11 protein-coding genes are annotated in these 13,995 nt (G+C 42.8%); 10 read left to right on the top strand and 1 reads right to left on the bottom strand.

The annotated features are described in order from the left end of the window. Positions 1-184 precede the first annotated feature (184 nt). From VIG27_RS14045 to VIG27_RS14005, 9 genes are all read left to right on the top strand, one after another. Positions 185-2,014, top strand: coding sequence for a 5'-nucleotidase C-terminal domain-containing protein (locus VIG27_RS14045; RefSeq protein ID WP_394523152.1), 1,830 nt, complete (start codon positions 185-187; stop codon positions 2,012-2,014). A 121-nt stretch (positions 2,015-2,135) separates the two neighbouring features. Further along, positions 2,136-2,657, top strand: coding sequence for a GNAT family N-acetyltransferase (locus VIG27_RS14040; protein WP_394523151.1), 522 nt, complete (start codon positions 2,136-2,138; stop codon positions 2,655-2,657). Positions 2,658-2,783: 126 nt separating this feature from the next. After that, a complete protein-coding gene (locus VIG27_RS14035; RefSeq protein WP_394523150.1) occupies positions 2,784-3,896 on the top strand; it encodes a glycosyltransferase in 1,113 nt (370 codons plus the stop codon). After that, positions 3,893-5,005, top strand: coding sequence for a glycosyltransferase (locus tag VIG27_RS14030; protein ID WP_394523149.1), 1,113 nt, complete (start codon positions 3,893-3,895; stop codon positions 5,003-5,005). The genes VIG27_RS14035 and VIG27_RS14030 overlap by 4 nt, the downstream gene beginning before the upstream one ends. A gap of 379 nt (positions 5,006-5,384) precedes the next feature. Continuing rightward, entirely contained in the window at positions 5,385-7,124 is a 1,740-nt protein-coding gene (locus VIG27_RS14025; protein ID WP_394523148.1) for a methyl-accepting chemotaxis protein, read from the top strand. A 195-nt stretch (positions 7,125-7,319) separates the two neighbouring features. Beyond that, positions 7,320-8,162: a 5-dehydro-4-deoxy-D-glucuronate isomerase gene (gene kduI, locus VIG27_RS14020; RefSeq protein WP_394523147.1), complete on the top strand. Its 843-nt coding sequence runs from the start codon at positions 7,320-7,322 to the stop codon at positions 8,160-8,162. 218 nt (positions 8,163-8,380) lie between these two features. Then, complete coding sequence (locus tag VIG27_RS14015; protein ID WP_394523146.1) at positions 8,381-9,058, top strand: response regulator transcription factor; 678 nt, start codon at positions 8,381-8,383, stop codon at positions 9,056-9,058. Continuing rightward, on the top strand, positions 9,055-10,590 hold the full coding sequence (locus tag VIG27_RS14010; protein WP_394523145.1) for a sensor histidine kinase: 1,536 nt from the start codon (positions 9,055-9,057) through the stop codon (positions 10,588-10,590). Before VIG27_RS14015 ends, VIG27_RS14010 begins: the two co-directional genes overlap by 4 nt. A gap of 102 nt (positions 10,591-10,692) precedes the next feature. Further along, positions 10,693-10,884 carry a YjfB family protein gene (locus VIG27_RS14005; RefSeq protein ID WP_394523144.1) on the top strand — a complete coding sequence of 64 codons (192 nt, stop codon included), beginning with the start codon at positions 10,693-10,695 and terminating at the stop codon, positions 10,882-10,884. A gap of 72 nt (positions 10,885-10,956) precedes the next feature. On the opposite strand, the gene VIG27_RS14000 is transcribed toward VIG27_RS14005, so the two are convergent. Continuing rightward, entirely contained in the window at positions 10,957-12,771 is a 1,815-nt protein-coding gene (locus tag VIG27_RS14000) for a glycosyltransferase family 2 protein (RefSeq protein ID WP_394523143.1), read from the bottom strand. 830 nt (positions 12,772-13,601) lie between these two features. On the opposite strand from VIG27_RS14000, the gene flgB reads away from it, so the two are divergent. Then, positions 13,602-13,982 carry a flagellar basal body rod protein FlgB gene (gene flgB, locus VIG27_RS13995; protein WP_394523142.1) on the top strand — a complete coding sequence of 127 codons (381 nt, stop codon included), beginning with the start codon at positions 13,602-13,604 and terminating at the stop codon, positions 13,980-13,982. Positions 13,983-13,995: the final 13 nt, after the last annotated feature.

The following is a 13,995-nucleotide window of genomic DNA, read 5'->3' as shown; positions in this document are numbered from 1 at the left end:
TTACAAGCGGAGGGCACTCTTTTTTATATGAAAAATACCGTTTCCTGCCCCCACTTTCGATTCTTTTGAAATTATCTCTGAAAAGATATCAGATAATTGGTAAATTTTAAGAAAATAATATATTATTTTTACATAAATCTGCTATAATGAAAAAAATGCACGTTTCAAAAGGAGGATTTAAGCAATGAAAGAAGGTATAAAAAGAAGGGTTCTGTCATTGGGGCTTATTCTATTCCTGGTTGTGTCTTTGACAACAGGCATCTCCGTCACTTCTTTGGCTGCGGACAAGGATATTGTGGTTCTATACACCAATGATGTCCACTGTGGAATTGATGACAATATTGGATATGCCGGACTGGCACTCTATAAGAAGGAAATGCAGGCCCAGACCCCCTATGTGACGCTGGTCGATGGTGGAGATGCCATTCAGGGAGCACCCATCGGAACACTGTCAGACGGAGGATACTTGATTGATATCATGAATCAGGTGGGGTATGATTTTGCAGTACCAGGCAATCATGAGTTTGATTACGGGATGCCCCGTTTCCTGGAACTGGCAGGAAAATTAAACAGCGGGTATTATTCCAGCAACTTTATGGATCTGCGGACAGGCTTACCTGTGTTAGCCCCATATAAGATGTTTACCTATGGGGATACTAAAGTTGCATTTGTCGGTGCCACCACACCGGAGAGCTTTACAAAATCCACACCCAAGTATTTCCAGGATGAAACCGGAAACTATATCTATGGTTTCTGTGAAGATGAAAGCGGCCAAAAGCTCTATACCCAGATTCAGTCTTCGGTGGATCAGGCAAAAGCAGAAGGAGCGGATTATGTGGTTTTAGTTGGACACCTGGGAGAAAACGGGACCACAGAACCGTGGACATCAGATAACGTGATCAAGCATACAAAAGGAATTGATGTACTGATCGACGGCCATTCCCATGAAGAATACAATAAATATGTGAAGAATAAAGAGGGCAGGGCTGTGCTTCTTACCCAGACAGGAACAAAACTTAAAAATATTGGAAAGCTTACCATTAAAACCGACGGAACCATTGCAAGCGAACTGGTTTCCAAGGTTCCCGAAGCTGTAGTAACAAGTACATATACCGTAAAAAAGGGCGATTCCTTGAGCCGGATCGCAAAAAGAGAATTAGGTTCTTATAACCGTTACCGGGAAATTTATGAAGCCAACAGAGAAACCATCAAAAACCCGGATGTTCTGACGATAGGGACCCGGCTTGTAATACCGGCAAAAAGTTCCGTAACAGCAGATGGAAAAGCCGTCGATCATGATACGGACCAGTTCATCAAAAACATTCAGGCTCAGTATAACGAGACACTGAAAGCGGTGATCGGACATTCGGATGTGGAGCTGACTGTGAATGATCCGGCCACCGGAAACCGTAAAGTCAGAAGCGGAGAAACCAATCTGGGTGATTTAAGTGCAGACGCGTACCGTCAGGTATTGGGAGCTGATATCGGACTGACAAACGGCGGCGGCATCAGAGCCAGCATTCAAGCAGGTGCCATTACCTACAACGATACGCTTTCCGTATTCCCGTTCGGCAATATGGGATGTGTGGCTGAGGTAACCGGACAGCAGATCAAGGATGCCCTTGAAATGGGGGCCAGGAATTATCCAAAAGAAAGCGGCGGTTTTCTTCAGGTTTCCGGCCTTACCTACACCATCAATTCTAAGGCGGCCTCCAATGTCCAGTTGGACGAAAAAGGAAACTTTGTTCAAGTAAACGGTGCGTACCGTGTCTCTGATATTATGGTTGGTGATGAGGCCCTTGATGTTCATAAGACTTATACGGTGGCGTCCCACAACTACATGTTAAAATCAGGCGGAGACGGGATGGCCATGTTTAAAGACAGCAAAATACTTCGTGATGAGGTGATCACAGACGTAGACATCCTTTTCTCCTATATCCGCAATCAGTTGGGCGGCAACGTAGGTGAGGCGTATCAGGATCCTGCCGGTCAGGGCAGAATTACCATTCAGTAAAGTGCGGCATACAAAAGCCTGTTCCGTTTTTCGGGACAGGCTTTTTCCAGGGTTGTATCTTTTTCCGGAGAATGATACACTGGTAAGAAAATGATGACCAAATACGCTAGGAGATGAAATTATGCTTTTAAACACCCCCCAATCCCGCTTTGAGGAAATATACAGAGTTTATGAAGAAGCTTTTCCAGAAGTGGAGCGCCGGACCAGAGAAGGCCAGAAAAAAGTCTTTCAAAATCCGGATTACAGAATCCGCATTGCAGAGGAGGAAGGAGAGGTTGCCGCATTCCTGGGATACTGGAATCTGCCGGGCTGTGTTTTTTTAGAACATCTTGCCACTGCGGAAAAAAGCCGGGGAAAAGGTTATGGAAAATTACTGGTTGAAGAGGTATTAGCGGAAGCGGAAAAACCGGTTTTCCTTGAGATAGAGCCTGTAACAGAGGACGATCCGATGACAGCCCGCAGGGCCAGATTTTATGAACGTCTTGGGTTTTATCTTAACTCCTTTGATTACCTGCAGATGCCGTTAAAACCGGAAGATGAACCGATAAAGCTGATGATCATGAGCTATGGAGGTCCGGTGGCGGAAAAAGAATTTGATGTCTATAAAAAGGAAATATACCGGTTGGTCTACGGGGTAAATTAGTCCCATCTGCTTCTCCGGGTTCACAGAACAAGTCCTAAACGCATATATTTAACTTAGCAGAATAATTTGGGGTTCAAAGCCGGTTACCTGTAGGGAACAAAAGATCCCCGAAAGGAGTTGTTCATAGTGAATCATTACAAAATATGTGTGTATGCCATTTGTAAAAATGAAGAGCAGTTTGTAGACCGCTGGATGGATGCGGTATCCGAAGCTGATGAAGTAATCGTAACAGACACCGGTTCCACGGACGATACGGTGAAAAAGCTTCGGGAAAGAGGGGCTGTGGTTTACGAGGAAAACATTTCTCCCTGGCGTTTTGATACAGCCCGGAATGTGGCTCTGGATCATGTGCCTGAAGATGCTGATATATGTGTATCCAATGACCTTGATGAGGTCTTTGAACCAGGCTGGAGAAAGAAGCTGGAATCCTCCTGGAAACCGGACCAGACACGGGCTAGTTATTTATTTACATTTTCCACCAATCCTGACGGTACTCCTAAAAAGCAGTTTACCATGGAGAAAATCCATGCAAGACATGGATACCGCTGGGTCCATCCGGTTCATGAGGTGTTGAAATACAGCGGCGAAAAACCGGAAAAAAATGGCTGGATCAATGGACTTGTTCTGAATCATTACCCGGATTTGTCAAAGCCAAGGACCCAGTACCTTCCTCTTTTGGAGTTATCCGTCAAAGAGAACCCGGAAGATGACCGGGCTGCCTTCTGGCTTGGAAGAGAGTATGTATTTTATAAAGAGTATGACAAAGCAATCAAAATGTTAAAGCATCATCTTACGATGCCGTCAGCAACCTGGGCGGAAGAACGCAGCGCCTCCATGCGTTTTATTGCCCATTCTTATGATGCAAAAGGTGAAAAAGCAGAGGCCAGATCCTGGCTGTATCGTGCACTTGCAGAATGTCCCATTGTCCGGGAGCCCTATGTTGCACTTGCAAAGGCTGGTTATCTGGAAAAAAACTGGCCCCTTTGCTATGCCATGGCGGAAAAAGGACTGACAATCACACAAAGCACCGGAAGCTATCTGGTGGACCCTGCAAGCTGGGGATATACATTATATGATTATTGCGCAATCAGTGCCTATTGCCTGGGGATGTATGAACAATCCCTGGAATATGCCAAAAAGGCACTCAAGGAAGACCCTTCCAACGAGAGATTAAAAAATAATCTGAAACTCATAGAATACAGACTAAAAAAAGAACATGGTGAGGGGGTGGCATCATGAGCAAATTAAAAATCTGTGTGTATGCTATTTGTAAAAATGAAGTTAAATTTGTCGACAAATGGATGGATTCCATGAAGGAAGCGGATCTGATTGTGGTCACCGATACCGGTTCAGACGATGGCACCGTAGAAAAGTTAAGAGAGCGGGGAGCCATTGTCTATGTAGATATTGTAAAACCATGGAGATTTGATGTAGCCAGAAATATTTCTCTCGATCATGTCCCAGAGGATGTGGATATTTGCGTTTGCACAGATTTGGATGAAGTGTTTAACCCTGGCTGGCGGAAGAAGCTGGAGGAGGCATGGCTGAACCACAAGCCCATACATCAAGGTCCCATTGCGAAGACAGGACGTTATCTATACAACTGGAGTGTGAAGAAAGACGGAACTCCGGATGTCCAGTTTTATTACTTTAAGGTCCATGAGCGGAAAGGCTTCCGGTGGAAATGCCCCATTCATGAATTTGTTCAATACTATGGGGAAGTGCCCCTGGAAACCATATATATAGAAGGAATGATCCTCAGTCATTATCCCGATCCCTCAAAATCCCGCGGCTCCTATCTGCCGCTTTTGGAGCTTGCAGTGAAGGAAGCGCCGGAAGATGAAAGAATGCGTTACTATCTTGGTAGAGAGTATATGTATAAAGGTGAGTGGCAGAAATGCATTGATACCTTAAAAGACTATTTAAACCTTCCTTCTGCAGGCTGGAATGATGAGCGCTGTGCAGCGATGCGGTGGATCGCAAGATCTTATTATCGGCTGGGAAATACGAAGGAAGCATACAACTGGTATTTTAAAGCGATCGCAGAGGTTCCTTCTATGAGGGACCCCTATGTGGAATTTGCTAAAATGTGTTATGAGCTGAAAGACTGGCCCATGTGCTATTTCCTGGCAGAAGAGGCATTAAAGATCAAAGAGAAATCCAGGACCTTTGTCAATATGGGGTATTCCTGGGATTACACTCCCGATGATCTGTGTGCCATCGCAGCTTATCGGCTGGGGATGCTTGATGTATCAGAAGAGCATGCCGTAAAAGCGCTGGAACATGCTCCCGAAGATCCCCGTTTACAGAGTAATTTAAGATTGATCAAAGCTGCAAAAAAGAAATAGAAGAAAACGGTCCCTGACTGCTGGTTCTATTTCATAATGATACAAATACGTCTTGATTGGGCTTAAACCAGAATCAAGACGTATTTTAATTGCGGTTATTTTTTGATATTAAATCACAATTAACTACATTTTCTGTATCTAAGCCTTATTTGTCTGATATATGCATTGACAATTTATTCATATAAAAAAACAGCTTATAAAGAATATATAGAATAAATATTACAATAAAAATCGACAAATTTTTACAATTGATATTACAAAAACCAATAAAAGTTTGAAAAGTCAAACATGCTTCCCTTAAACTTGCGTTGCGTTACAATCATAATGGTTGTATTATATTGGATATGAAAAAGTATGTGCAATCACGGAGGACATTCAAATGATAAAATCGAAAATGCATCGATTGCAGGTAAGAGGAAAGCTGATTTTATTTGTCAGTGTTATGGTATTTTTTACAATTCTTGCGCTGACATCAATTTTTTACGTAAGTTTAAATCGTGCATATCAAAACTGGATTAATGAAAGTTATCAAAGCTATGACCAGAAGATAAAGATAGCAGTCGAAAATATGGTAAGTGTGCTGGAAGTCAATTACAAGCGGTATGAAAATGGAGAGATCACAGAAGCAGAAGCCCGAAAAAATGCGGAGAGCCTGGTTCGTGACTCCAGGTATGACAACGGAAACGGCTATTTCTGGGCGGATACTTCCAAAGGCATTTGTGCGGTACATAGGAATCCGGAATATGAAGGCAAGGAACGCTACGACGATAAGGATATGGCAGGAAACTTTTATATCCGGGATTTGATTAAAAGCGGCTCCAAATCAGGAGGCGGATATACGGACTTTTATTTTACAAAACCCGGACAGGATGGCGTATTTGCAAAACGGGCTTATACCCTTAAATTTGAACCCTATGACTGGTACATCAGCACTGGAAATTATATTGATGACATCGACCGGGCGGTTGCAGAGCACCAGAAGGAGAAAATGACAGAGGTGGTACTGCTCCTGGCGGTTGCGGTCGCTGTATGTGTGGTGGGACTTTTGATACTCGCTTCCGTGCTGCACCGGATCACCGCCCCTCTGACCTCTATCGCCGGTCGTTTAAAGCTTCTGGCGGAAGGAGATGTGCAGACACCCCCCGTTACCATCAGCCAGACCGGGGATGAGATGGAAGTGTTATCCCGTGCCACCGATGAGCTTATAACAGAAATGCGAGAAGTGGTCAATGATATCACCAGACATATGAAAAGCATGTCGCTGGGGGATATGACACTTCCGGTGGATAAGGTTTATGCCGGTGACTTTGCCCCCATCCATGATTCCCTGGTTTTGATTTATCAGCAGTTAAATAGGACGCTGCTGACCATCAGTCAGTCTGCGGAACAGGTCAATGCCGGTTCCACCCAGGTGGCAGATGCAGCACAGGCTCTGGCAGCAGGAGCGACGGAGCAGGCAGGCACCATTGAAGAACTATCTTCCTCCATTGCGGAAGTTTCTGATAAGGTGGAACAGAGTGCCGCTCATATTGAAGAAGCAACCGGTTATGTGGAACAAACCGTAATGCGGGTGGAAGAAAGCAATGCCAGGATGCAGCAGATGCTAAGTGCGATGGATGAAATCAAAAGCGCTTCTGACGAGATCGGAAAGATCACAAAAGAGGTGGATGCCATTGCCTCCCAGACCAATTTACTGGCCTTGAATGCTGCAGTGGAAGCTGCACGTGCCGGTGAGGCAGGAAAAGGCTTTGCTGTTGTGGCAGATGAAGTGCGCACGCTTGCAGCAAATGTGGCCGAAGCCGCAAAGAAAACCGCAGAATTGGTTGAAAATGCAACCCATGCAGTGGAGGGAGGCTTAGTCATTGCCAAAGAAAATGCAGAGATTCTTGGGGAAGTGACCGGTCAGGCCAATCAGGTAAAGGTGCTTATGGAAAATGTAGAGCGTGCGTCCAGAGAACAGGCAGAGGCCATGAATGAAGTTACTTATGGAATCGGTCAGATTTCCGCTGTGGTACAAAGCAATGCAGCTACAGCAGAAGAAAGCTCTGCTTCCAGTGAGGAGCTTTCCGCACAGGCCAATGTTTTACGAAATGAAGTTGAAAAATTTAAGATTGTATAAAATTTTTGAAAAACTGAATTAATTCAAACAATACATACGATTATAGGGAGCCAGCGTCGAAAAAACGCTGGCTTTTCTGCATCATTTTGTACTTTTTTCACAATAAATCTAAGAAGCTGTTGAATAAAAAACTTGCATGTGATACCATGGGAGTGGTCAGTTATTTCTATATAAAAAGAAGGAGGGTTTTAATAAATGGATATCCGTTATTCAGCAAATCAGAAAGATTTTAAACGTTATACAACAGAAGAAACCAGAAAAGAGTTTTTAATTGAAAATTTATACGTTGCCAATGAAGTGGTTGCTGTTTACTCCCATGTAGACCGTATGGTTACCCTGGGCTGCATGCCGACAACAGAGACTGTTTCCATCGACAAGGGTATTGATATTTGGAAAAATTTTGGTACAGGCTATTTCCTTGAGAGACGCGAGATCGGTATTTTCAATATCGGTGGAGCAGGAACCATTGTAGCAGATGGGGAAGAGTTTAAGATGGGATATAAAGACTGCTTATACATCACCAAAGGGACCAGGGAAGTTACCTTTTCAAGTGCAGATGCGGCAAATCCTGCAAAGTTCTATATGGTAAGTGCTCCTGCACACAAGGCTTGCAAGACGACCTTTATTCCGATTGAAAAGGCAGCAAAGAAACCTCTTGGCGCCATGGAGACCTCCAACAAACGTGTCATCAACCAGTTCATTCATCCGGATGTACTGGAGACCTGCCAGCTTTCCATGGGTATGACTGTTTTAGACCCAGGCAGCGTATGGAACACCATGCCGTCTCATACCCATGAGAGACGTATGGAAATCTATATGTACTTCGAGATTCCAGAAAACAATGTGGTATTCCATATGATGGGCGAAGGCAATGAGACAAGACACATCGTTATGCAGAATGAGCAGGCTGTGATCAGTCCCTCCTGGAGCATTCACTCCGGTGCCGGCACCAGCAATTACACCTTCATCTGGGCCATGGGCGGTGAGAACCAGGCATTCGATGATATGGATACCATTCCTACAACTGAATTAAGATAGTTTTTTCTTTGCGGCAGATACATTCTACGGGATGTATCTGCTTTTTGCTGCCAGAAAACGGAATAGTGTCGGATCATTAAGGGTATTCTCTTATGGACAGTTATTTCTATTCAAATCATGTGAAATCTCTGTGAAAATGTAGAAATTCCCGGGATCATTTGTTACAATATGTCTCAGAAATACACGGAGAGAAAGAGATCTGATTTCAGGAGGTTGCAATGGAACAGTTAAAGATATTAGTGGTCGATGACGAAGCAAGGATGAGAAAACTGGTTAAGGATTTTTTGAGCGTAAAGGGCTTTACTGTGGCTGAGGCGTCCAATGGAGAAGAAGCGGTGGATGTGTTCTTTGAGCAGAAAGACATTGTACTCATTATTCTTGATGTAATGATGCCCAAGATGGATGGCTGGGAGACACTGAAAACCATCCGCAAATATTCCCAGGTTCCCATCATCATGCTGACGGCAAGAGGAGAAGAACGGGATGAATTACAGGGTTTTGATCTGGGCGTGGATGAATATATTTCAAAGCCCTTCAGTCCCAAAATTCTGGTAGCCAGGGTGGAAGCCATTTTAAGAAGAAGCAATGCAGTGCCTGCAGATGAAGTGGAGATTGGAGGAATCTGCATTGACAAGGCCGCCCATCAGGTAACCATTGACGGGAAAAACATTGAATTGAGCTATAAGGAATTTGAACTGCTCGCTTATTTTCTGGAAAATCAGGGAATTGCCCTGTCCAGGGAAAAGATTTTAAATAATGTATGGAATTACGATTATTTCGGAGATGCCAGAACCATAGATACCCATGTGAAAAAGCTGAGAAGCAAGATGGGAGACAAAGGAGATTATATCAAAACCATATGGGGAATGGGATATAAATTTGAGGTGAATCAATGAAACATTCCATTAAAGTGCGTTACGCCATCATCTTTGTGGGCCTGATGGCATTTATGCTTCTTTCTACCTGGTGTGCCAACAGCTGGTTCCTGGAACGTTTTTATACCAGTGATAAGGTGCATATTCTGGAAAAAGCCTACACGGAGATCGACAACATGGTGGCACAGGCCAATAAAAGCGGCAAAGGGATCATTGATTATTATAAAGCTACCTATGATCAGGACTATAAAAATGAAGGTCCTGCCCAGAAGCTGTTCCGCACCATGGGGGAGAAATATAACTTAATGCTGGTCCTCATCGACAGCACCACGGATGAGGCACTTATGTCAACCAGCGGTGACCGGCAGTTTTTAAAAAACAAGGTGGAGGACTACATCTTTGGAAAGGATATGCCCGATGCCAGTGTCTTAAAGAAGCATGATAATTATGTGATCCAAAAGACGTATGACCACCGCTCCGATTCTTATTATCTGGAAAGCTGGGGGTATTTTTCGGACAATAAAACCATTTTTCTCCTGTCCATTCCGCTTGCCAGCATCCGGGAAAGTGTTTCCCTTTCCAACCGGTTCCTGGCTTATGTGGGGATTGTGGCACTTCTAATAGGAAGTATTATTATTTACCTGACAACCAAAAGGATCACTTCCCCCATTCTCACCCTTGCTAACTTATCGGAAAAGATGTCTGATCTTGACTTTGATGTGAAATACAATGGAACAGAGGAAGACGAGATCGGTGTGCTGGGAAACAGCATGAATAAGCTGGCCGACCGGTTAAAAGATACCATTGGAAAACTGCGGGCAGCTAATGAGGAGCTGCAAAAGGACATAGAAGAAAAAGTGAAAATTGACGAGATGCGGAAGGATTTCATTGCCAATGTATCCCATGAACTGAAAACTCCCATCGCCCTGATCCAGGGATATGCAGAGGGGCTGACGGAAGGAATGGCCGAAGACCCGGAAAGCAGGGATTATTACTGCGAAGTCATTATGGATGAAGCCAATAAGATGAATAAAATGGTTCGCCAGCTCCTGAATCTTACAGCCCTTGAATTTGGCAATGACAGCCTGCAGCTGGAACGGTTTGATTTAACAGAGCTGATCCGTGGTGTGATTAGTTCGGCGGGAATTTTGATTCAGCATAAGGAGGCCACTGTAAAACTGGAGGATTCCGGTCCCATTTTTGTTTACGCCGATGAATTTAAAATTGAAGAAGTCATCACCAACTATTTAAATAATGCCCTCAATCATTTGTCCGGAGAACGTAACATCGTCATCACTGCGGAGGAAAATGGGGAAAAAGCCCTGGTAACGGTGTTCAATACGGGACAAAGCATACCAGAGGAGGATTTATCAAAATTATGGACCAAATTCTTTAAAGTGGATAAAGCCCATACCAGGGAATACGGAGGCAGCGGCATCGGACTCTCTATCGTAAAGGCAATCATGGATTCCCACAGGCAATCCTGCGGCGTCCGCAACGTGGTAGGCGGAGTGGAATTCTGGTTTACTCTGGAGTGTTACAGGGAAACTTAATTTTACGAATCTACTCTTATCATGGGATTCCCATAAGCCGATAGTTACCATGTAGCCAATGTTTGGAATTACCGAAAGTGCAGATTCGTGAAGGGAGAACCTATGGATATTGCAGCAGTCAGTATGGAGATGAGTACCGCCAGATTACAGCAAAGCGCAAGTCTTAGTGTCGCAAAGAAAGCCATGGATTATCAGGAACAGCAGGCTGCAGGACTGCTTGACATGATGAGCCAGACAGCATCTGCTCAGCTTCCCGGAAGCGGTGTGGGACACATAATTGATGTAAAAGCATAAGATCTGTCAACCACATGAAAATGCGTCTTAAATAGCTTTTAAGCTGTTTCAAGACGCATTTTTTGTATATCTTTATTCTGGTTTTTCTGCAATGATCAAATACCGGTTTAAATGTTCGGTCCGGTTTTTGTTCAGTTCAGCCGGAGGATTGGGTTCCAGAATGGCATTTAAGCGGGTCTTTATCCCAAACCCCTCTAAAATGGAAATGGGTTCTGTGACAGGAATCAGAGTGACCGAATGTTTTCCGTTTAAGAGCCTTTCTTCCTCCAGTTCTTTTTTGACAACCAGAGAATAGGGATTGTTCACATAAAATGCCAGCACTCCTCCGGTTCTCAGCCGTGAGGCACATTCCTTTAAAAGCTCTGCAAAATTTGGATAAACAGATAATTCTCTTCCTATTATAATATACTGGTAGCTTCCTTCCGGAATATGGCTGTGCAGATCTAAGACCGATTCGGAAACAGAGGTCACGCCCTTTAATGGTTTTATATCATCTTTTAATCTCGGGTCACTGATTGCAAAGGAAAAGGAGATGTTTTTCCCCAGTCTCTTTAAAAGCGTCTTTAACTGTATCACATCAGCCCCGTAACCGGGATCAATTCCAAGAATGGGAACATCCACAGGCTGGTCTTTAAAGGTAGTCTCCAGATGGTTCAGCAGGTAAGGATCATAGCAGAAGTTATTGCCCCATGGATCGACGCCGTGTTTCTGCATGAATAGAATTCTGCCGTTTTGCAGAGTCCGGTTTTTTAACTGGTATTCCCGCCCCGAAACGCTGCCAAAGTGATAGCACCAGGTGTCCTTGCATAGAATCTGTTTGTAACCGGCTCTTCTGGCACGGAGACTGAAATCATCATCCCAGAATTCCATAGTATAAAAATACCGGTCAGCGAACCCGATGGTATTTACCTTATCCACATCGTAAAGCGCAATAACAGGCATAAGCCGGCAGCGTTCTTCCCATAAGTAGGGGCATGGAGTATTATGCTTTTTTGCTGTTTCCTCCGCATTTTCCGGAGTGAAATCCGCCACCATGCCCTGGCGGTTGCTGGTGTTTGGAGTGCTGGGAGCAACGGATATAATGTCCGGATCGGACTGAATACAGGTCAGCAAATTATCCAGCCAGAGACTTGTTAGAATGGTGTCATTATTAACAAAAACAGCATATTTTCCTTCGCTCACCCGAAACATCAGGGAAAAGATCATAGCTTTTACATTCTCTTTCAATGTCAGCACCTTGCGTACGCCCAGTTCCCTGAAATAATCCTCTGTCCCGTCGGTAGAACCGTCGTTAAGAAGGATCAGCTCGCAGGAGTTTTTTGACAGGTCCGTGTTTCTGTAAAGACTTTCTAAGCACTTCTTTGTATACTCCAGTTTATTATAGACCGGAATTAATATAGAAACCAGATATTTTTCTCCCCGGTTTTCGTATGTGTTTCTATGGTTTGGAATAAATTCATATTTATAGTAGTGTTCCATTTTCTTCTTATCAGGATAGAGCAAAAGCCAGAAGTAAGTATCCTCCTTCCATTCGATTAAAAATGGCACCAGCTGAAACTCTGTCAGGTCTTCTGCTTCGCTGATCAGACCCGATTCAATGAGCTCGGATATTTTTTTTATGGTCCACTTGATATTTGTGTGCATGGCGCGGTAAGAAATGGGCAGTTCAAGCACCTTCTGGTCCAGACAAAGGGGTTCCAATTCAGTCAGAACGATGGAAATGATCTTTAAATGACTCTTGCTGTAATCTGTTTGCTGATGAAATAAGGATATATTCAGTTCCTGGGCAATGGGAATGAGAAATTTCTGGAGTTTAACTGCCTTTCTATAGAACCCTTCTGCTTCTGCTGCAGCAATGGTTCCTGTGGTTGAAGTATCTGTATTCATTTTAAGTCCTCTTATTCTATAACAATAATATCATCAGAATGATGGTGTTTCCTGTTTGATAAGCCCTTTGGGGACAAGTATCTCTCATTATGCCTGAATGATATAAATTAACAGGTTACTAAAGGGGTATGTCTTTATTGCTATATTATATGAAGCATAATTTGATTAAAACACACCAATTGGAAATGAAACCAGGAAATGGTTTCTGTAATGTTGCAGAAATATGCAATACCGGTTTTCAGAACAGATTAAAAAATTGAAAAAATATAATTTTTTTTTAATATAAAAAAGTTCATTTTACGGTTTTTACTTTATACCAAAAAACGGTTGTGTAAAGATCCTGATAAAAAGACATTAATCGACTAAAATCACTTAATATTTTACAATCAGGTTTCGATATATGTATAGAAATGGTAATAATTGGAAATATATAACCAGATTTTTGAAAAATGAATCACTTTTGTTTGCTTTAGCAAACCAAGCTTGTAAATGGAAAAATGATATTTATATTTTTACCTCCAGAAAAAGATTCATTAATTATGGAAGAAGAAATAGGAAAACTACAGGAAAGATTTTCCGTTTGTACTTTGAAAATTAAGAGATTATACAAATTGCCAAATAGAAGGTCCTAATATAACCAGTATTTGGATATTGGCATACTAGAACTTTCTTGACAATATTTGTAATAAAATGTAAAATAAAGTAAGTTTAAAATTACAAAAATAATATGATTTTGCAATAGGTTGTCGAAATTTAACTACATTTTACATATTTGACAGTCTGATACGAAGGAAAAGTTTTTTAAAGAAGTGAAAGTGAGGAACAATCCGATGAATTCAATATTTGGAAACAATATTTCCATGGCAGAGAAAACTCTGGATTATCTGTGGTCGAAACAAAAGATAACCCTTAACAACATTGCCAATGGGGATACCCCTGGGTATAAAGCCCAATATGTAACGTTTGAAGATGAATTCCGCAAGCGTCTGATGGCAGGGAGAAGAGGTACATCCAAGGAAATAAGCAATATCATAGGAAGTTCCAGGCACTTTATACGGAATACGAATGATGAATCTGCAAGGATGGATGGGAATAACGTCAATATGGACGTAGAGAATGTAGAATTGGCCCGGACTACATTACAGTACCAATATGAACTGAGTGCTTTAAACAGCGATATAAGCAGACTTAGAACGATCATTAAAGGTTAAAACAGGAGGTACA

The organism is Lacrimispora sinapis, from assembly GCF_043633585.1.
In the GTDB taxonomy this organism is placed as follows: Bacteria; Bacillota; Clostridia; order Lachnospirales; family Lachnospiraceae; genus Lacrimispora; species Lacrimispora sinapis.
This window is presented reverse-complemented; position numbering and strand designations above follow the sequence as displayed.

What these genes read in the sequence shown, in the direction of transcription:
- VIG27_RS14005 (WP_394523144.1), top strand. Translation starts at nt 10,693, where the DNA reads ATGGATATTGCAGCAGTCAGTATGGAGATGAGTACCGCCAGATTACAG.
- VIG27_RS14040 (WP_394523151.1), top strand. Translation starts at nt 2,136, where the DNA reads ATGCTTTTAAACACCCCCCAATCCCGCTTTGAGGAAATATACAGAGTT.
- flgB (WP_394523142.1), top strand. Translation starts at nt 13,602, where the DNA reads ATGAATTCAATATTTGGAAACAATATTTCCATGGCAGAGAAAACTCTG.
- VIG27_RS14045 (WP_394523152.1), top strand. Translation starts at nt 185, where the DNA reads ATGAAAGAAGGTATAAAAAGAAGGGTTCTGTCATTGGGGCTTATTCTA.
- kduI (WP_394523147.1), top strand. Translation starts at nt 7,320, where the DNA reads ATGGATATCCGTTATTCAGCAAATCAGAAAGATTTTAAACGTTATACA.
- VIG27_RS14010 (WP_394523145.1), top strand. Translation starts at nt 9,055, where the DNA reads ATGAAACATTCCATTAAAGTGCGTTACGCCATCATCTTTGTGGGCCTG.
- VIG27_RS14015 (WP_394523146.1), top strand. Translation starts at nt 8,381, where the DNA reads ATGGAACAGTTAAAGATATTAGTGGTCGATGACGAAGCAAGGATGAGA.
- VIG27_RS14025 (WP_394523148.1), top strand. Translation starts at nt 5,385, where the DNA reads ATGATAAAATCGAAAATGCATCGATTGCAGGTAAGAGGAAAGCTGATT.
- VIG27_RS14030 (WP_394523149.1), top strand. Translation starts at nt 3,893, where the DNA reads ATGAGCAAATTAAAAATCTGTGTGTATGCTATTTGTAAAAATGAAGTT.
- VIG27_RS14000 (WP_394523143.1), bottom strand. Translation starts at nt 12,771, where the DNA reads ATGAATACAGATACTTCAACCACAGGAACCATTGCTGCAGCAGAAGCA.